Source organism: Streptomyces hygroscopicus subsp. hygroscopicus (genome assembly GCF_030269125.1).
Lineage (GTDB): Bacteria > Actinomycetota > Actinomycetes > Streptomycetales > Streptomycetaceae > Streptomyces > Streptomyces hygroscopicus_C.
The window spans coordinates 18,692-35,302 of the sequence record NZ_BSSM01000006.1 but is presented as its reverse complement, the minus strand read 5'-3'; the positions used below and the strand labels follow the sequence as shown (position 1 = coordinate 35,302).

15 protein-coding genes and 3 pseudogenes are annotated in these 16,611 nt (G+C 73.0%); 10 read left to right on the top strand and 8 right to left on the bottom strand.

The genetic code is table 11. The features are described from left to right. Positions 1-125 precede the first annotated feature (125 nt). Positions 126-968, top strand: coding sequence for a pentapeptide repeat-containing protein (locus QSK45_RS15555; RefSeq protein WP_285557188.1), 843 nt, complete (start codon positions 126-128; stop codon positions 966-968). An 80-nt stretch (positions 969-1,048) separates the two neighbouring features. Here QSK45_RS15555 and QSK45_RS15550 read toward each other — a convergent pair whose 3' ends face one another. Beyond that, positions 1,049-2,614 (bottom strand): cytochrome P450, encoded by a 1,566-nt coding sequence (locus QSK45_RS15550; protein ID WP_285557186.1) that lies wholly within the window; start codon positions 2,612-2,614, stop codon positions 1,049-1,051. A gap of 117 nt (positions 2,615-2,731) precedes the next feature. Here QSK45_RS15550 and QSK45_RS15545 point away from each other — a divergent pair, with 117 nt between their 5' ends. The 3 genes and pseudogenes from QSK45_RS15545 to QSK45_RS15535 all read left to right on the top strand — a co-directional run. Further along, positions 2,732-3,337 (top strand): TetR/AcrR family transcriptional regulator, encoded by a 606-nt coding sequence (locus QSK45_RS15545; RefSeq protein WP_285557184.1) that lies wholly within the window; start codon positions 2,732-2,734, stop codon positions 3,335-3,337. A gap of 107 nt (positions 3,338-3,444) precedes the next feature. Continuing rightward, a pseudogene (locus QSK45_RS15540) lies at positions 3,445-3,576 on the top strand (DUF2470 domain-containing protein); the annotation flags it as partial. Between the two features lie 13 nt (positions 3,577-3,589). Next, positions 3,590-3,931: pseudogene (locus QSK45_RS15535) on the top strand (Tn3 family transposase); the annotation flags it as partial. Between the two features lie 31 nt (positions 3,932-3,962). Here the strand turns inward: QSK45_RS15535 and QSK45_RS15530 are convergent. Next, a complete protein-coding gene (locus QSK45_RS15530) occupies positions 3,963-4,592 on the bottom strand; it encodes a TetR/AcrR family transcriptional regulator (protein WP_285557182.1) in 630 nt (209 codons plus the stop codon). Positions 4,593-4,636: 44 nt separating this feature from the next. Between QSK45_RS15530 and QSK45_RS15525 the strand changes: the two genes are divergently transcribed. The 3 genes and pseudogenes from QSK45_RS15525 to QSK45_RS15515 all read left to right on the top strand — a co-directional run. Next, positions 4,637-5,950: an MFS transporter gene (locus QSK45_RS15525; RefSeq protein WP_285557181.1), complete on the top strand. Its 1,314-nt coding sequence runs from the start codon at positions 4,637-4,639 to the stop codon at positions 5,948-5,950. A gap of 201 nt (positions 5,951-6,151) precedes the next feature. Further along, complete coding sequence (locus tag QSK45_RS15520) at positions 6,152-7,216, top strand: tyrosine-type recombinase/integrase (protein WP_285557179.1); 1,065 nt, start codon at positions 6,152-6,154, stop codon at positions 7,214-7,216. A 65-nt stretch (positions 7,217-7,281) separates the two neighbouring features. Then, positions 7,282-7,786 (top strand): annotated as a pseudogene (locus QSK45_RS15515) (DUF2470 domain-containing protein); the annotation flags it as partial. Here QSK45_RS15515 and QSK45_RS15510 read toward each other — a convergent pair. The 3 genes from QSK45_RS15510 to QSK45_RS15500 all read right to left on the bottom strand — a co-directional run bounded on the left by QSK45_RS15510 (position 7,754) and on the right by QSK45_RS15500 (position 10,924). Next, positions 7,754-8,947, bottom strand: a complete 1,194-nt coding sequence (locus QSK45_RS15510) for a lactonase family protein (protein ID WP_285557177.1) — start codon at positions 8,945-8,947, stop codon at positions 7,754-7,756. The pseudogene QSK45_RS15515 and the gene QSK45_RS15510 sit on opposite strands and share 33 nt — an antisense overlap. A gap of 78 nt (positions 8,948-9,025) precedes the next feature. Then, the gene (locus QSK45_RS15505) at positions 9,026-10,276 is read right to left on the bottom strand and encodes an FUSC family protein (RefSeq protein ID WP_285557175.1); all 1,251 of its coding nucleotides are present in this window, start codon (positions 10,274-10,276) and stop codon (positions 9,026-9,028) included. Between the two features lie 153 nt (positions 10,277-10,429). Further along, a complete protein-coding gene (locus tag QSK45_RS15500) occupies positions 10,430-10,924 on the bottom strand; it encodes an FBP domain-containing protein (RefSeq protein ID WP_285557173.1) in 495 nt (164 codons plus the stop codon). A gap of 83 nt (positions 10,925-11,007) precedes the next feature. On the opposite strand from QSK45_RS15500, the gene QSK45_RS15495 reads away from it, so the two are divergent. Together QSK45_RS15495 and QSK45_RS15490 are read left to right on the top strand one after the other, a co-directional pair. Continuing rightward, the gene (locus QSK45_RS15495) at positions 11,008-11,952 is read left to right on the top strand and encodes a DUF3626 domain-containing protein (RefSeq protein WP_285557171.1); all 945 of its coding nucleotides are present in this window, start codon (positions 11,008-11,010) and stop codon (positions 11,950-11,952) included. A 75-nt stretch (positions 11,953-12,027) separates the two neighbouring features. Further along, on the top strand, positions 12,028-13,320 hold the full coding sequence (locus QSK45_RS15490; protein WP_285557170.1) for an ROK family transcriptional regulator: 1,293 nt from the start codon (positions 12,028-12,030) through the stop codon (positions 13,318-13,320). Positions 13,321-13,325: 5 nt separating this feature from the next. Here the strand turns inward: QSK45_RS15490 and QSK45_RS15485 are convergent, their stop codons facing one another. The 3 genes from QSK45_RS15485 to QSK45_RS15475 all read right to left on the bottom strand — a co-directional run bounded on the left by QSK45_RS15485 (position 13,326) and on the right by QSK45_RS15475 (position 15,503). Beyond that, positions 13,326-14,075: a dienelactone hydrolase family protein gene (locus tag QSK45_RS15485; protein WP_285557167.1), complete on the bottom strand. Its 750-nt coding sequence runs from the start codon at positions 14,073-14,075 to the stop codon at positions 13,326-13,328. 86 nt (positions 14,076-14,161) lie between these two features. Continuing rightward, complete coding sequence (locus QSK45_RS15480; RefSeq protein ID WP_285557165.1) at positions 14,162-14,422, bottom strand: hypothetical protein; 261 nt, start codon at positions 14,420-14,422, stop codon at positions 14,162-14,164. Between the two features lie 49 nt (positions 14,423-14,471). Continuing rightward, the gene (locus QSK45_RS15475) at positions 14,472-15,503 is read right to left on the bottom strand and encodes an SDR family oxidoreductase (protein WP_285557162.1); all 1,032 of its coding nucleotides are present in this window, start codon (positions 15,501-15,503) and stop codon (positions 14,472-14,474) included. A 208-nt stretch (positions 15,504-15,711) separates the two neighbouring features. Between QSK45_RS15475 and QSK45_RS15470 the strand changes: the two genes are divergently transcribed. Continuing rightward, positions 15,712-16,602 (top strand): alpha/beta fold hydrolase, encoded by an 891-nt coding sequence (locus QSK45_RS15470; RefSeq protein ID WP_285557160.1) that lies wholly within the window; start codon positions 15,712-15,714, stop codon positions 16,600-16,602. Positions 16,603-16,611: the final 9 nt, after the last annotated feature.

Below are 16,611 nucleotides of genomic sequence, written 5' to 3'. Positions count from 1 at the left end.
TGCCGGAACCCCCCATGCGCGCGCGTCACCGCCGGTACTTCCAGGTAACCCCCGTACGGCGGGGGTCGCAACCTCGGCTCCGGCGCGCCGGGATTCCGCCCGGCCGACCCCAGTAGGCTGTGCTCATGCCAGATCAGACAGCCGGACTTCCGGAGCTGCGCGGGGACTGCGGAAGCTGCTTCGGGCTGTGTTGCGTCGCCCTGCCCTTCGCCGCGTCCGCCGACTTCGCGCTCGACAAGCCGGCGGGCAGGGCGTGTCCCAACCTCGCCGCCGACCACCGCTGCGGCATCCACGCCCGGCTGCGGGACGAGGGCTTCACCGGCTGCACCGTCTACGACTGCTTCGGCGCGGGCCAGAAGGTCTCGCGGCACACCTTCGGCGGGCAGGACTGGCGTACGGCGCCCAAGGAGCGGGCCCGTCTGATATTCGACGTCTTTCCCGTCGTGCGGCAGCTGCACGAGCTCCTCTGGTACCTGACCGAGGCGCTGTCCCTCCCGGCGGCCCGGCCCGTCCACGCCGATCTGCGCCGGGCGCTCGGGGCCACCGAACGCCTCACCCTGCTGTCCGCCGAGGAACTGGCCGTCCTGGACGTCGCCGCGCACCGCCAGGAGGTCAACGTCCTCCTCCTGCGCACCAGCGAACTGGTCCGCGTCGGCGCGGCCGGCCGCGGGACCGGGAAGAGCGGGAAGGCCAAGGACCGCCGGGGCGCCGACCTGATGGGCGCCCGGCTCCGGGGCGCCGACCTGCGCGGAGCGACCCTTCGTGGCGCGTACCTCATCGCCGCCGACCTCACCGGCGCGGACCTCCGTGACGCCGACCTGATCGGCGCGGACCTCCGTGACGCCGATCTCTCCGACGCCGACCTGACCGGCGCGTTCTTCCTCACCCAGCCGCAGGTCAACGCGGCACGGGGGAACGCGGGCACGAAGCTGCCGGCGGCGTTGGGCCGGCCGACGCACTGGGAGTGAACGCCGGGGACGCACCGCCGACGGGGTGATGACCGGGCACCGACGCGGGCGGCGGCGCCGCTCTTTCGGAGGCGGGACGGTCAGGCCCCCTCGCCCGCATGCGCCGGGCAGCCGCTCCCAGGGCTCCCGCCGTCCTCCCGCTCCGGCGCCGAGTCCTCCTCCACCGGCCGCCCCGGTGCCGTACGGCGTGACAGCCGCAGGCGGAAGTCCTCCGGGATCAAGGTCAGCCGCTCGGTCACCGTCAGCCGGTAGGCGGGGTCCGCGTGGAGGTCGTAGCGGCGCAGGAGGAGGGCGAGGACCAGGGTGGCCTCGTGGAGGGCGAACTGGCGGCCGATGCAGGCGCGGAGGCCGGTGCCGAAGGGCTTGAAGGTGTGCGGGGGGCGGGTGCGGACCGCCTGGGGGGTGAAGCGGTCCGGGTCGAAGGTCTCCGCGTCGTCGCCCCAGACCGCGGGGTCACGGTGCAGCATGGGGGTGAGGACCAGCGCCCACGCGCCCCGGAGCAGCGGGTGGTCCCCGGCGAGCACCGTGTCCTCGCGGGCCTCGCGGGCGAAGGCGGGGGCGGTCGGCCACAGGCGCAGGGATTCGTCGAGGACCCGGCGGACGTACCGGAGCTTGGCCACCTGCTCGTAGCCGGGCCGCCCGGTGTCGCCCCAGACGCGGTCCACCTCGGCGCGCGCCTTCGCGGCGATGTCCGGGTGCCGGGCGAGGTAGTAGAGGGCGAAGGACAGCGCGCCGGACGTCGTCTCGTGCCCGGCGACCAGGAAGGTGATGACCTGTCGGCGGACGTTCGGCGCGGACAGCCTCTCGCCGGTCGACGGGTGCTCCGTGTCCAGCATCCGGTCCAGCAGGTCCCCCTCGCCGCCACCCGAGCCGCGCCGCTCCTCGACCAGGCGGTCGACCGTACGGTTGAGGAACGCCATGTCGGCCGCGTTGCGCCGCGCGGCGCCGCGCAGCAGGAGCGGGGCCAGCGGTCCGGGCACGGCGTTGAGTCGCTGCGCGTAGCTCAGGGTGCCGATCATCGCCGTGACGAAGGGGTGCGGCCGGTCCCGTTCGAAGGACCCGAAGTCGTGCCCGAACCCCGTGCGCGCGATCGTCTCCAGGGTCAGCTTGGTCATGTCCCCGGGCACGTCCACCGTGCGCCCCGCGGCCAGTTCCCGGTCCCAGTGGTCGGTCAGCCGTCCGGCGACCGCCAGCATCATCCCGTGGTAGCCCTCCATCGCGTCCCGGCTGAACCCGGGCACCAGGACGTCGTGCGCCAGCTGCCAGTTGGGCTCGTGGTCGTACGCGGTGAACAGTCCGTCCCCGGCGATCGGCCGCAGGTTGGCCACGCCGAGTCCGACGTGCTTGGCGAACCGGGACTCGTCGGCGAGGTCGGCGGCCGGACCCGCCCCCCACACCATGACGATCTCCTTGTTGAAGATCCGCCGCCGGAAGATCGGGCCCAACGCGCGCGCGAACCGCATCGAGTCCTGGATGGGCCTGTGCCGGTCGACGCCCACCACGTCGCCGAGCAGCGGCAGCCGGTGCGGCGGATGCGGGATGCGGTCCAGCTCGGGCCATCCCAGCTCGGCGCTGCGGAACCCCTTCGGCAGCCGCGGACCACCGGTCGCGTCCGTGGTCCGCGACCTCTGCGTCGTCTCCGCCATGACGCCGATCTCCCTTGACCCGGCGGACCGTCGAGTCCGCGGCGCGCTCCTGTTATACGTGGATTCAATAACGCAGTGTGATCCGCTTGTTGAACCGGCGTCAAGTAAAGTGACGCCATGTCCGCGAACCAGGGGGAACGCGCCCGGCGCCGACTCAGCACCGGCGAACGCCGTGAGCAACTGCTGTCGGTCGGCGCGCGACTGTTCTCGGAGAGTCCCTACGACGACGTGTGGATCGAGCGGGTCGCCGATCTCGCCGGGGTCTCCCGGGGCCTGCTGTACCACTACTTCCCGAACAAGCGGGACTTCTTCGCGGCCGTCGTGGAGCGCGAGAGCGAGCGGATGCTGCGCATGACCGCGGCCGAGCCGGGCGTCCCGGTGCGCGAGCAGCTGACCGCGGGACTCGACACCTACCTCGGCTACGTCCAGGCCCACGCACACGGCTTCCGTGCCTTCCACCGCGCCGACGCCGCCGGCGACCAGGCCGTGCGACGGGTCTATCGGCGGGCGCTGGCCGCGCAGGAGAAGCAGATCCTGGCCGCCCTCGCGGCCGACCCCGAGTTCGGGCCCGTCTTCGCACGCGCCCCGCATCCGCGCCTCGCGGTGCGCGGCTGGCTGGCCTTCACCACCGCGGTCTGCCTGGAGTGGCTGCGCGACGGCGAGTTGAGCCGGGAGCAGGTGCGCGACCTGTGCGCGCGAGCGCTGCTGGGCGCCATCGCCTGAGGTCCCCTGATCCCCTCGGCTCCCGCGATCCCCTCGGCCGAGGAGCCTGGTCGGCGCACACCCCGATCTCGGATGAGTTAGGCAGGCTTGCCTAAGGAGGGTTCGGGATGGGTGATGACACGCAGGCATGGACGGCCGCCCCCGGCGCGGCGGAACGGGCACGCTCGGCGCTCGCCGCCGCGTGGTCGTGCGCGGTGACCGCGGGCGGCGTCCGCGAGGAGTACGTCGGCGCGCACACCGCGGTTCTCCCAGTGGATCGGCTTCGGCAACCGTGGCGTCATCGCCGACAACGACCCCATCGAGCAGGAGAAGGCGATGAAGTTCAACGCGCTGCTCACGAACGCGGTGATCTTCCACAACGCCCTGGACATCGCGGAGATCGTGCGGCAACTGCTGGAGGAGGGATGGGAGATCGACCCGGAGGACCTGGCGCGCATCTCGCCGTACCTGACCGAGCACATCAATCGGTTCGGCGAGTACTCCACACACGAGCTTGGAATCCAGCCTGAGGCGTACGACCCGAAGCTGGACGTCGGCTTCGCCCCGCTGCGTGAGCAGGACCTGACCGCTGCTGTTCTCGGTCAGGCCGCCTGACAGTCCGTGCCGAAGGGCTTCTGCCGCAGCTTCACCCGGTTCCTGGAGACCCTGAGTCGGTGGACGGTGCGAAGAGGTAGCGGTCCATCATGAGCGCGGCGTCGGCGAGGATCTCGGGGTCGCCTTCGGCGCTCTCGCGGAAGGCGAGGTCGAGCAGGTTGTTCCCGACTTCCACGGCGAGTCGAGCGCGTCGCCGGAACTGCTCGGTGTCCGGCATCGCGTAGCCGCGGACGAGTGCCTTGTGGACCCGCTCAGCGATCGCCTGGTCCGTTTGTCGGCCATCCGCGCGCAGCGCGGCGTTACGTGGCCCGTGGTACCAGACGCGCCGGTAGCCGGGCTCCATGCGCAAGCGGTCCGCGTAGGCGCTGAGAAGTTTCTCCAGCAGCTCCTGCGAGCGCTGAGGCAAGGGCTCCTCAGTGATCCGCTCGGCAATCTGCACGTCCATCTGGAACCAGCGGTGAACCAGGGAGGCGACGATTGCTTCCTTGTCGGCAAAGTACCGGTAGAGCACGCCCACTGAGACTCCCGCTTCGGCGGCGATCAGCTTGGTGCCCAGCTCTTCGTAGGAAGTCGTCTCCAGCAGCGTGGCCGTCGCTTCAAGGATGCGGGTCACCTTCTCCCGGCTGCGCTGCTGCTGTGGTTTGTGGACTTGCTCAGTCATCTGACTCCTTGACACCTCCCAAAACCAGAACCAGAGTCTGGTTCATGTTATCCGTCAGAGGGATCCCCCGCACACGGCTCGGGCCGAGCTTCAATCGGATCTGGGCCTCGGTCACCGTATCCAGCCTCGGCGACGGCATGAGCTTCGTTGCTCTGCCGCTCCTCGCGGCGCAACTGACCGCCGATCCGCGGCAGATCGCGCTGATGTCCCTGGCGGAACGACTGCCCTGGCTGCTCCTCGGCCTGCCCTCCGGTGTTCTGGCGGACCGCTTCGACCGCCGCCGCATCCTGTGGCTCGTCGACGCGTCCCGGGCCTTGCTTGTCGGAGCGCTCGCCGCGGCGGTCGCAGCCGGCATGGTGACAATTCCGCTCCTGGCGCTCGTCGCCTTCCTGCTCGGCTGTGGGCAGACGCTCTACAGCGGCGCCTGGGCCGGCATGGTCCCCGCACTGGTTGCCCACGGCGAACTCACACGGGCCAACGCCCGTCTGCAGTCCAGTTCCCTCATCACTGACACGCTGCTCGGAACCCCCCTGGGCGCGCTGCTGTTCGGCATCGCCGCCGCGCTCCCCTTCGCCGTCGACGCGGTGTCCTTCGCCACCGCTGCCGCACTGGTATGCATCCTCCGCGGGAGCTTCCAGCCCCGTTCCCAGCCAGCATCGAAGACGTGGACGACCCTGCGCCGTGACACGACCGAGGGCGTCCGCTGGCTCGGGCGCCACCACTTGCTGCGCCGGCTCTGCCTGGCATCCGGGATCACCAACCTCGTCGGCGGTGGCCTGATCGCCATCCTGGTGCTCTACGCCCGGCAAACTCTGGGCCTGAGCAACCTGGGCTTCGCCCTGCTGGTCGCCTCCTTCGCGCTCGGCGGCGTGGCCGGGGCGATGTCGACCCCGCGCCTAACCGCACGCTTCGGCGCTCCGCGCGTCCTCAAACTGACCGCTGCGGGCACTGCCGTCGCTGCCGCCGTCGCAGGCACCGCGACCTCAGGCCCTGTAGCCGGCATGGGCATCGCCGCGTACGGAGCAGCGAGCCTGGCATGGAACGTCACCGCGGTATCGCTGCGCCAGTCACTTGTGCCCGCCGAACTGCTGGGGCGTGTCGCCATGGCCTACCAGATGGTCATCGGCATCGGCACCGCACTGGGTGCCGTGGCAGCCGGCTTCACCGCCCATGCCTTCGGACTGCGCGTCCCCTTCTGCGCCGGGGCCATCCTCCTGTTCGCCACCAGCCTGATCAGCACACGATCCAGCGAGAAGACCGCGCCACCCTCCCAGAGCGCAACGGCCATCGACGACGGTGCTACGGGAGCACACCGCAGCACCGGATCCACACGAGCAGACGACGCGGAGACCCGCTGACTCCGGGGCGACTACGGGACTCCGGCCACGTTCACACTCTGCCCGAACCGGTCGCAGCGCCCAGGACTGAGCCGTCGCAGTAAATACCGGATTTACTGCGGCAGAGCCCTACCGTGATCACCGCGACCTGCGGCGGACCAATCCGGCCGCCAGGGCGAGGTGTACGCATTTACTGCGGCAGTACCGGAAGGGCGGGACAGCGTGACGATCGAACCGGTGGCCGAACTCGGGAGTGGGGGCGCACTTCGGTTGCCGCGCGCTCGGGTCGTACCTCTGTCCGCCGCTCCGTCGTCGTACACCGCGGCGGTCGAGCGCTACCTCACCGGTGCGGGCGTCGCGAAGTCCTCCCCGCGGATCTACCGGTTCTCGCTGACGACGTGGGGATGGATGCTCACCGGCGAACCCGCGCCGACCGGACCCGCCCGCCGGGGCGCGAAACCGCCCGTCTTCCCCGTCACCGCGATCGACGACCAGGCACTGCCGGAAGTCCTGGCCGAGCTGGCCGCCGCGCGGGCGGACGAGATGGACGCCGACACCGTCAACCGTGAACTGTCCATCGCCCGCAAGGCGATCGGCTGGTGGCAGCGCCAAGGCTGGATAGGCGATCCCACGATCGGCATCGAGCGGCGGCCGGCACCGCCGGACCGCACCAAGGCTCTCGCGGAGAACCAGATCGCCGCCCTGTGGCGCCTCGACGTCGCGCTGCGGGAGAAGACGCAGTGGAAGATGCTCTACGAGTCCGCCGCATGGGCCGACGAGGTGCTGTGCCTCAACGTGGAAGACCTCTATCCGCAGGACAAGCGAGGGAAGATCACCGCCAAGGGCGGGGCGACCGAGTGGATTCACTGGCAGTCCGGCACCGCCCAGCTGCTGCCCCGCCTCATCGCGCGCCGTACCCGCGGCCCGCTGTTCCTCACCGACCGCAAGGCCCCGGCCGGAACGCCGACGCTCGACGTGTGCCCGGAGACCGGCCGGGCCCGGCTCTCCTACCGCCGCGCTGAGGAGATCTTCGAGGAGAACACCCGGGTGCTGGCCAACCCCCTCGCCTCACCCGACGACATCGAGGATCTGGACGGCTGGACGCTTCACCGGCTACGTCACAGTGCCCTGACGCATGACGCGGAGGACGGCACCTCGACCCCGATGCTGCTGGCCCGCTCCCGCCACGCCTCCGTCCGCTCCCTGGAGCGATACGCCCGCCCCGGCGTCGACTCGGTCGCCCGGCACGTCGCCGAACGCGACCCCGCTGCACGTCGCCGCACGTAAATCCGAGCGGATCAGGGCTTCAAGATCATCCCGTTGCCCCTTTGGCGCGTATCTCGGTCACACCCCTACTGGAGTTCGCCGACGTGGCCCCCGTGCCGGTGCGCGACCGGATCCGCGCCCGCCTGTGGCCGGCCAGCCGGCTCACCCCGGCCGCCGGCGCCCTGCGCCTTCACCCCGCCCGGGTGGTACTGCGGCGCGCGTGCGGGGCCGTACTCGTCGAGCCGGACGAGTACGCCGGCGCCCGCCCCGACCCGCTGGCCGCCGCCGAGGCCCGGCTGCTCACCCATCTCGCCGACGCCCACCCGGACGCCGTGGAACGGCTCACCCGCCTGGTGCGCCCCGAGAGCCTGCACGCCGCGACCCGTGTCCTGCCCCCTCGCCGTCGACCGGCACGGGCTGACCCTGCGCATCGAACGCACCCGCGCCCACGGCGACGTACGCCTGCCCTTCCACAGCCCCGCCGACGACCTCGCCCAGCTCACCGAGCGGGTGCGCGCCCTGCTGGCGCAGGCCGGCACCGCCGGGTGCCCGCGGGCGCTACAGCGGCAGCGCGCAGACGGCGACGGGTGAGGCGAACGGCTCGCCCGCGGGCCGCAGTTCACCGTGCTCGGCGTCGACGTGGAAGACGGTGACCGTGCCGGAGCGCTGGTTCGCCGCGAACAGCAGCCGGCCGTCCGGCGAGAACGCGATCTGCCGCGGGAAGTCCCCGCGCACCGGCACCGTGCCGAGCAGCCGCAGCCGGGCCCCGCCGGCCTCGATCGCGTACCGGGCCAGGCTGTTGTGGCCGCGGTTGGCGAGGAAGGCGTACCGGCCGTTCGCCGTGACCAGCACCTGCGCCGGGAAGTTGGTGACGTCCCCGGTGGCGCCCGTGGACTGCGGCTCGCCGACCGTCAGCAGGCCGGTGGCGGGATCGTAGGCGCAGACGACGACCGTGTCGTCCACCTCGTTGGCCAGATAGGCGTGCCGCCCGCCCGGATGGAAGGTCAGATGGCGCGGCCCCGCGCCCGGCCGGGTGTGTGCCTGGCCCACCTCGGTGAGCATGCCCCGTGTGGCGTCCAGGCGGTAGGTGTGGACGGTGTCCGTGCCGAGGTCCACCGCGAGCAGGTGGCGTCCGTCCGGGGCGGTTTGGAACTGGTGCGCGTGCGGCCCCTCCTGCCCGGGTCCGGGCCCCGGGGCGGTATGTGTCACCAGGTCCGTGCGCTCGCCCAGGGCGCCCGAGGCCCCGATCGGATGCACGGCGACACTGCCCGAGCCGTAGTTCGCGCTGAGCAGCCAGCGCCCGGACGGATGCACCGACAGATGACAGGGGCCCGCGCCGCCGGTGCTCCGCGTGCCGAGCACGCGCCGGTCGTCGAGCCGTACGGCCGTCACCCCGCCGTCCTGGCGCTCGTCCACGGCGTACAGCGTCCGGCCGTCCGGGTGCACGGCGAGGTACGACGGGTCGGGCACCCCGGTGAGTGTCCCGGCCCCGGTGATCCGGCCCGACTCCGGGTCGTACGACGCGAGCCCGATGCCGGTGCCGCCGCCCGGCGCGGAGGTGTACGTGCCCAGGTACAGCGGGCGGGGTCCGCAGGAGCCGTCGCCCGGAGCGCTGTGCCGGGCGCCGGCCGGCGCCGGGCCCGGGGGAGGGGCGGCCGGCGACGGCACCGCCACCACGGCCGCCGCGCCCGCGCCCATCCCGATGAACCGGCGTCTGCTCCAGCGGCCGCCCGTCCCTGTCCGCGTGCCCATTCGCCCACCTCGGGTTGCCCGGTCGTCCATGGACAGCCACCCTCGCCCGAGCCGGGCCCGCGGGGCAAGCTCCCATCCTCACGACGTGCGGTCACCGAACCCGGTACGCCGCCACAGCTCCTCCTGCACCCCGAGCCGTTCGCGCAGCCGGGACATCCGGGGCAGCTTGGCCCGCTGCTCGGCGGAGACCCGGTCCAGCTCCTCCAGCAGCCGGCGGGTGCGGTGCTCGGTGTCCAGCTCGTCGATGATCCGCGTCGTCTCGGTCAGCACGGCGCCCAGCAGCTGCCAGTGCGCCCAGTCCTTGCGGATCTCCTCCCGCATCTGCTCGGCCAGCCGGTCGCGGGTGCCGGCCGCGGTGTGCAGCTCGGCCGTCAGCCGGGACTCGGCGGACTCGGCGTTCTCACTCAGATGGGTGGTCACCAGGACCGCGAAGCTGACCACCGCGTCGCCGATCTCCGACAGCAGCTCCTCCACGGTCGCGCCGATCCTGGGCGGGAAGAGGTAGTCGGAGTCGCGGGCCTTCGCCAGGTCGGTGAAGGAGCGGGCCAGCACCCGCAGCACCACCGTGCAGATCTCCAGCGTGTCCAGACCGGTGCGCATCACCACCCGGTGCAGCAGGCCCTCCTTGACCCGCGGATTGAGCCGCAGGCTGTCCTCGGCCTGCCGCAGCGAGGCGTCGACCTCGGCGATGTACTGGTCGAGCCGGCGCGCCTCGTGCAGCCGCTCGGCCGCCCGCTCCCAGGGGATGCGGTCCGCGGCCTCCTCGCCCATCCGCAGCATCAACTGCCGCACCCGGCGCGAGAGGTCCTCGATCGACCGGCCCGCCTCGTCCACCCACACCGGTGGAGGCAGCAGGAGGTTGCAGGCGGTGCCGACGACCGCGCCGATCAGCGTCTCCACGATCCGCGCCCACGCGGTGAAGCCGACCGTGGTCACCCCGAGCACCAGCATCGCGCTGATCGCCACCTCGGCGACGTACTCGTCCACCCGCACCAGATGGCCGACGGCCAGCGAGGCCACGATCAGCAGCGCGAGGCTCCACCACGTCAGACCCACCAGCACACTGAAGGCGATGGCGACCAGCACGCCGGCCACCACCGAGTTCACCCGGCGGATGCCGTTGGTGAGGGTGGCGTAGAACGTCACCTGGACCACCAGCAGCGCGGTCAGGGGCGCGGTCAGCGGGGCCGGCTCGGGACTGAGCCGGAGCGCGATGACGTAGGCGATCGTCGCCGCCGTGGCCGACCGCAGCGTCTGGACGACCACCGGCTCCCGGCGTCGCTTCGCCAGGCGCAGCAGTCCCGAGGTCCCCTTGCGTACGTCGTGCATCCCTTGGCCTGTTCCCCGTCCTCGGGTGCGCCGAACGTGGCTGTTCGAGGGGCGGGGCGGACAGGGTGTCGGGCCGAACGGCTCACCGGCCCGGCGGGGGCCGGGCCGCGGCCGGCGGTGCCGGAACGGGCGGCCGCCGGGTGCCGGGGCGTCTCAGACGTACAGCTTGTCGAGGAACGCGGAGAGATTGCCGGTCGTCCGCGCGATCTGCTCCTCCAGGCTCAGGCTCTCCTCGATCCGCATCCCGGAGTCGGGGACCTTCCTCCCGCGCGTGTACAGCGAGCACGACAGGTCCGTGCACATGTACAGGCCGACCGAGTTGCCCTCGCGGCCCGCGGTGCCCGCCTTGCGCGCGGTCATGAGGGACACCCCGCCGCCGCGGTGCGTGGTCAGGCACACGGAGCACATGCTGCGGTGCAGGAAGCCGCGCTGGGAGGAGGGGTAGCGCAGGGCGACGCCCACGAGCCGGTCCCCCCGCTCGGTGACCAGATAGCTGCGGTCGGGCGCGCCGGGGTCCCGCCAGCCGAGGAAGTCCAGGTCGGCCCACGGTCGTTCCCCGAGGTCCCGCGGCACGGCCAGCCGCTTGGCCTCACCCTTGGAGCAGTTCACGAAAGAGCTGCGGATGTCCTGCTCGGTGAGCGGTCTCATGGAAATTCCTTCGTCGTACGTGCGCCGGACCCGGGAGGATGGGGTCCCCTTTCAGCCTAGGTATCCCCGGGGAGGGCGGGCCAATGGATTTCCCCGACGGGCTCCCGGCACGCGCCCGGCGCGCGCTGCGGCACGTGGCCGCCCACGCGTCAGGCCCCCCGCTCGCCCCCGGCCCGCGCATCACCCTCAACTTCCATCCGGACCGCCTCTCCGACGGGCTGCCGATCCTCACCTCCCTCGCCCGGGACGGCGTCTACCACTCCCAGTTCGTCACCGGCACCAGCAACGGCGGGCTCACCGCGCACCGGGGCGGCGACCGGTGGCGCTGGGAGAGCCGGATCTTCGGCGGCGCGTACGACGACGCCGAGCCCGCGGAGCGGCCGGTGTACGGCGCGCTGAACTTCCGCCGCCAAGTGGTGGGCGCCGCACCGCGGTTCGGCTCCTCGCACCTACGGCTCACCGCCGCGGCCGCCGCCCGCGCCACCTTCTGCTACCCGGACAGCGCCGCCGAACCCACGGACTTCGGCGTGGCCGGCGCGATGCCGCTGATCGCCCTCGCCGAGGCGGACACGCGGGACGCGCTCGACGACTACATCGAGTGCCACGTCCACGGCGGAGTCCTCCTCGCCCGCGACATCGAGGCCCTGGTCCTGGACGCGAGCTACCGCGGCACCCCCGTCGAGACGGCGGCCCGGCGCCTCCCCTTCCCCCTGGAATGGCACCCCGGCTACGTCCTCACCGCCGACCGCCTGCGGCACCACGCCGACTACCGCGGCCCGGAATACGCCGCCCTCGGCACCCGCATCGCCTCGTCGGGCATCCTGACCCCCCGCCATCTCGGCCGCGCCGCCCGCACCGGTCGCCACGACCTCCAGCACCTGAAAATGGTCTGGCACACCCTGGCCCGCTTCGGGGCTCCGGCGGGGGCGGGCACGTCCGGCGGCCCGCGTCCGCCCCGACGGGCCGAGCCGCCGGTCCCGCCCCTCGCGGACTCACGGAACCCTTACTTACCTCACAGCATGAACTAAGGGTGGTGGAAAGTCGCGTTCCGGTCGCCCGAAGGAGTATGTTGCAGGTCGGGCATGGTTCGTGAAAGGAGCCGCATGGCGGGGCGGAACGGGCGCACGGTGCGTGACCTTCGGCGGGGCAACCGCACCGCCGTGCTGCAGCGGCTGTACTTCGACGGCCCGCTGAGCCGCTTCGAGCTGGGGCCGGCCACCGGCCTCAGCTCCGGCTCGGTCAGCAACGTGGTCGCCGATCTGGCCGCCGACGGTCTGGTCGAGGAGGCCGGCAGCGTCGACTCCGACGGCGGGCGGCCCCGCACCCTGCTGCGCGTCTCCCCGGACAGCGGACAGATGATCGGCGTCGACGTCGGCGAGACCCGCGTCCGTGTCGAGCTGTTCGACCTCGCCCTGACCGAACTGGTCCGCACCGAACGCCCGTTGAGCGCGCAGCGCTATGACCCCGACGTGATCGCCGGACACATCCGCGACGGCGTCGCCGAGGTCCTGGCCGCCGAAGCCGCCGCTCCCGAAAGGCTGTTGGGCATCGGGGTCGGCGTGCCCGGCATCGTCGAGCACACCGCCGACCGGGGTGCCGTGGTGCACGGGCAGACCATCGGCTGGGACGCGGTGCCACTGGAGCAGCTGCTCCGGACCGCCTCCGAACTGCCGCGGACGGTGCGGTACTTCATCGACAACGGCGCCAAGACGCTGGGTCAGGCCGAGATGTGGTTCGGCGCGGGGAGGGGTGCCCGCGACGCCCTCGTCGTGCTGTTCGGTTCCGGCGTCGGCGCCTGCCTGGTCACTCCCGACGTCGAGCGCGGACGGGCCGTCGAGTGGGGCCATCTGACGGTACGGGTGCGCGGGCGCCGCTGCCGCTGCGGTGCCCCGGGCTGCCTGGAGGCGTACGCGGGGGCCGAGTCGCTGCTCGCCCGCTGGCGCGAGGAGGGTGGCCGTCCGCCCGCCGACGCCGACGAGGAGACCGCGCTCACCGCCATGCTCGCCGCCGCCTACCCGGCGCGGGACGGCACGGCGGACCCGGTGGCGCTGGCCGTTCTGGAGGAGACCGCCGAGTACCTGGGGGCGGGCCTGTCCGATCTGATCAACCTCTTCCGGCCCGAGCGGATCATCGTCGGCGGCTGGGCCGGGCTCCAGCTCGGCACCCGGTTCCTGCCCGCCGTGCGCCGGCACGCGGCGACGTACTCGCTGCGCCACCCCGCCGACAGGGTCACCATCGAACTCGGCCGCCTCGGCCCGGACGCCGTGACCGTCGGCGCCGCGATCCTCCCGCTGGCCGACTTCTTCGCCGGCGGCGGCCACCGCCCCGCCCCGGCCCCCGAAAGTCCGCTCCCCGCCTGGCGGACGGCGCTGCGGGAGCGGACTCCGGGCGCGTAGCTCCCTCAGCCCTGGGGCAGGGTGCGACCGAGGAGCGGCAGCAGCCGGTCCCAGTGCCGCTGCGTCGCGGCGGGGTCGAAGGCGTCGGTGTCCGACATCGTGAAGCCGTGGATCGCGCCGGGGTAGACCTCGATGGTGTGGTCCACGCCCGCGGTGACCAGGGCCTTGGCCAGCTCGTCGCGGGCCGGGGGCTTCATGTCGTGCTCGGCCAGGCCGACGTGGACCTCGGCGGTGATCCGGGGGAGGGACAGGTGCGGGCTGTCGGGCGCGTCCGTGACCAGGAAGCCGGGGTGGAACCCGGCGAGGGCGGCCACCCGGTCGGGGTGGGCCGTCGCGGTGCGCATCGCGAGGACGGCGCCGATGCAGTAGCCGATCGCGCCGACCGGCCCGTCGGCGACCTCGGGCTGGGCGGCGAGGAAACCGAGATACGCCTCGGCGTCGCGCAGGACGCGCTCGGTGGTGTGCGCCTCGACCAGGGGCAGCAGCTCGGCGATGAGCCTGGGCCGGACCGCCTCCCCCACGTGCGCGGGAAGCTCGACGACAGGAGCCGGGCCGTGCCGGTAGAGGAAGTTGGGCACGAGCGCGTAGTAGCCGTGCCCGGCCAGTTCACGCGCCCTGGCCTCCAGTTCGGGGCGCAGGCCGAAGGCGTCGGGGTAGACCAGCACCGCGGGGTGGCGCCGGCCGTCGTCGGGAAAGGCGGCGAACGCGTCGGCGACGCCGTCCGGGGTGGGGATGCGCGGAGTCTTGGTGGGCATGATCGATCATCCTTGCCCGCGATGCCGGACGCGCGCAAGGGACGTCGACCGTGCGGGGGACCCCGTCGTCCGGGCAGGTGACTTGTTCAGGCGGGTGACTCGTCCGGGCCGGGGTGCTCCGGGTGGACGGTGCCCGTGCGCGGCGCGCCGCGGGGGCCGGAGCCGGCCTCGTCCGTGTCCGGCACGCCGTCGGCGTCGTCCCCCTCGTCCTGCCCGGTCTGTCCGCCCGAGCGGTCCGCGGGAAGGTCCCACGGGTCGTCGGGCCGCGCCTCCTGGTCGGGCATGTCCCTCGGCACCGGTCGCGGCTCCGGTGCCCCTCCGGGTTCCTGCTCGCGCTGTGCGGCCATGCCGTCCTCGCCTTCCTCCCCTTGCCGTACGGTCGGGATGTCCTCCCCCTCAGCCCACCTTGTGGCCCTGCAGCGGCGCGGTCTCCAGCCCGCTGCCCCGCTGGAGCCCCTCCAGGAACTCCTCCAGCACCTCCGTCGCCGTCCACCGGGGCCGCCAGCCCAGTTCCTCGTGGGCCCGCGCGCAGTCCATCAGCGGCAGCCGCAGCACGGCGTCGAACAGGTGCGGCGAGGCCGGCAGCAGATGGAGGTTCCAGGCCGCGGCGATCGCCGAGCGGGCGGCCGTGCGCGGGAGCCGTACCGGACGCGCGCCGAGCAGGTCGCCGAGGACGGCGGCGTCCAGCGGCGGGTCGGCGGCCAGGTTGAAGGCGCCGCGGGCCGACTCCGAGCGCACCGCGAGCCGGTAGGCCTCGGCGGCGTCGTCGGTGTGCAGCGCCTGCACCCGCAGGCCCGGGATGTCCGGCAGGAACGGCAGCAGCTCGGGCCGGGCCAGCGGGCCGGGCAGGAAGCGACCGCCGAAGATCCGGCGCTGCTCGCTCGCCGACTCCCGCTTGAACAGGAACGCCGGGCGCATCCGGACCACCCGCACCTCGGGGTGATCGCGTTCGAACACGTCCAGGGTGCGCTCCAGATACGCCTTCTCCCGGCAGTACGCGGCGTCCGGCCAGCCGTGCGTCGGCCAGGACTCGTCCACCGCGCGGTCCTTGGGACCCGGCGAGTACGCCCCCACGGAGGAGGCGTGCACCAGGACCGGCACTCCGGCCGCGGCGACCGCGTCGAACACCCGGATGCCGCCGAGCACATTGGTCCGCCAGGTGGCCGCCGGATCGTGCGTCGGCTGGAACGCCCACGCCAGGTGGACCACGGCGTCGGCGCCCGCGAACCGCTCCGCGAGGTCCGCCCGGTCCGACGCCAGGTCGACGGCCGACCACTCGATCCCCGTCGGCGACCACTCGGGCAGGCGCCGCGCGAGGCCCCGTACCGATGCGATCCCCGGGTCCTGGGCGAGCAGGCGCACCACGCTCGTCCCCACGTTTCCGGTGGCCCCCGTGACCACCACCGTGCTGCCCGCTGCGTTGCTCACCTTCGACTCCTTCCGTCCTCGGGCGAGGGGTCCGCGACGACCGGCCGGGTACCCGGGCGGCCCGCCCGCACACGCGCCGGACGGCCGTACACACGTGCTTGACGTGCCGGGTAATCGACCGCGGGGTCCGCTCCAGGCACGATCGGGCCCATCGGCCGACCGATGCCCGTTTGCCGCCGCTCCCGAGCCGTATCCCGAGGAAGGCCCCGTGCCGTACTACGAAAGCCCCGTCGACTCCACCCGGCTGCACTACGTCGACCACGGTCCCGCCTCCGGCACCGTCGCCGTCTTCGTCGCGAGCGCCTATCTGGGCCACGAGATGTGGGAGCACCAGATGCTGCCGCTCGCGGAGGCCGGATACCGCTGCGTGGCTCTGGACCGGCGCGGTCACGGGCGCTCGGACGACGTCTGGTCGGGGTACGACCTCGACACCCTCGCCGACGACCTCCAGGGGCTGCTCGACCATCTCGATCTGCGCGAGGTCACGCTGATCGGGCACTCCGTCGGCACCGCCGAGGTGGTGCGCTGCCTGACCCGGCACGGCTCGGACCGGGTGGCCCGCGTCGCCCTGGTCTGCGGGGTCAGTCCCGGCATCATCCGTTCGGAGCATCTGCCCGACGGCGTGGACCCGTCGATCGCTCGGGCCGACGAGGAGTTCTTCCGGCGCGACCGGCCCGCGTGGTTCACCCGTTCCGCGGACGCGTTCTTCGCCGTCTCCAGCGCGGGGAACGACGTCTCGGAGGCGTACGTGCGCCATCTCGTGGAGCGCTGCCTGGCGGCCACGCCCCGCGCCTCCACCGGTGTCCGGTCCGTCGTGACCGGCCTCGACCTCACCGGCGAGCTGCCCGCCGTGGACGTACCGGTGCTCGTCGTGCACGGCACCCACGACACCTCCGCGCCCCTCGCCCACACGGGTGAGCGGGTGGCCGGGCTGGTGCCGGGCGCCGTGCTGAAGGTGTACGAGAACGGCGGCCACGGCCTGTTCGTCACGCACGCGGAACGGCTCACCGCGGACCTGCGGGAGTTCCTCGGCGGGGGCGGGGCCACGGCGGCCACCACGGGGACCGGCCGGATGCTCGCCGTGGCGGGGATCGCATAGTGCCGGGTG

Coding starts and splice junctions, on each gene's coding strand:
- QSK45_RS15555 (WP_285557188.1), top strand. CDS start 126: ATGCCAGATCAGACAGCCGGACTTCCGGAGCTGCGCGGGGACTGCGGA.
- QSK45_RS15550 (WP_285557186.1), bottom strand. CDS start 2,614: ATGGCGGAGACGACGCAGAGGTCGCGGACCACGGACGCGACCGGTGGT.
- QSK45_RS15545 (WP_285557184.1), top strand. CDS start 2,732: ATGTCCGCGAACCAGGGGGAACGCGCCCGGCGCCGACTCAGCACCGGC.
- QSK45_RS15530 (WP_285557182.1), bottom strand. CDS start 4,592: ATGACTGAGCAAGTCCACAAACCACAGCAGCAGCGCAGCCGGGAGAAG.
- QSK45_RS15525 (WP_285557181.1), top strand. CDS start 4,637: ATGTTATCCGTCAGAGGGATCCCCCGCACACGGCTCGGGCCGAGCTTC.
- QSK45_RS15510 (WP_285557177.1), bottom strand. CDS start 8,947: ATGGGCACGCGGACAGGGACGGGCGGCCGCTGGAGCAGACGCCGGTTC.
- QSK45_RS15505 (WP_285557175.1), bottom strand. CDS start 10,276: ATGCACGACGTACGCAAGGGGACCTCGGGACTGCTGCGCCTGGCGAAG.
- QSK45_RS15500 (WP_285557173.1), bottom strand. CDS start 10,924: ATGAGACCGCTCACCGAGCAGGACATCCGCAGCTCTTTCGTGAACTGC.
- QSK45_RS15495 (WP_285557171.1), top strand. CDS start 11,008: ATGGATTTCCCCGACGGGCTCCCGGCACGCGCCCGGCGCGCGCTGCGG.
- QSK45_RS15490 (WP_285557170.1), top strand. CDS start 12,028: ATGGCGGGGCGGAACGGGCGCACGGTGCGTGACCTTCGGCGGGGCAAC.
- QSK45_RS15485 (WP_285557167.1), bottom strand. CDS start 14,075: ATGCCCACCAAGACTCCGCGCATCCCCACCCCGGACGGCGTCGCCGAC.
- QSK45_RS15480 (WP_285557165.1), bottom strand. CDS start 14,422: ATGGCCGCACAGCGCGAGCAGGAACCCGGAGGGGCACCGGAGCCGCGA.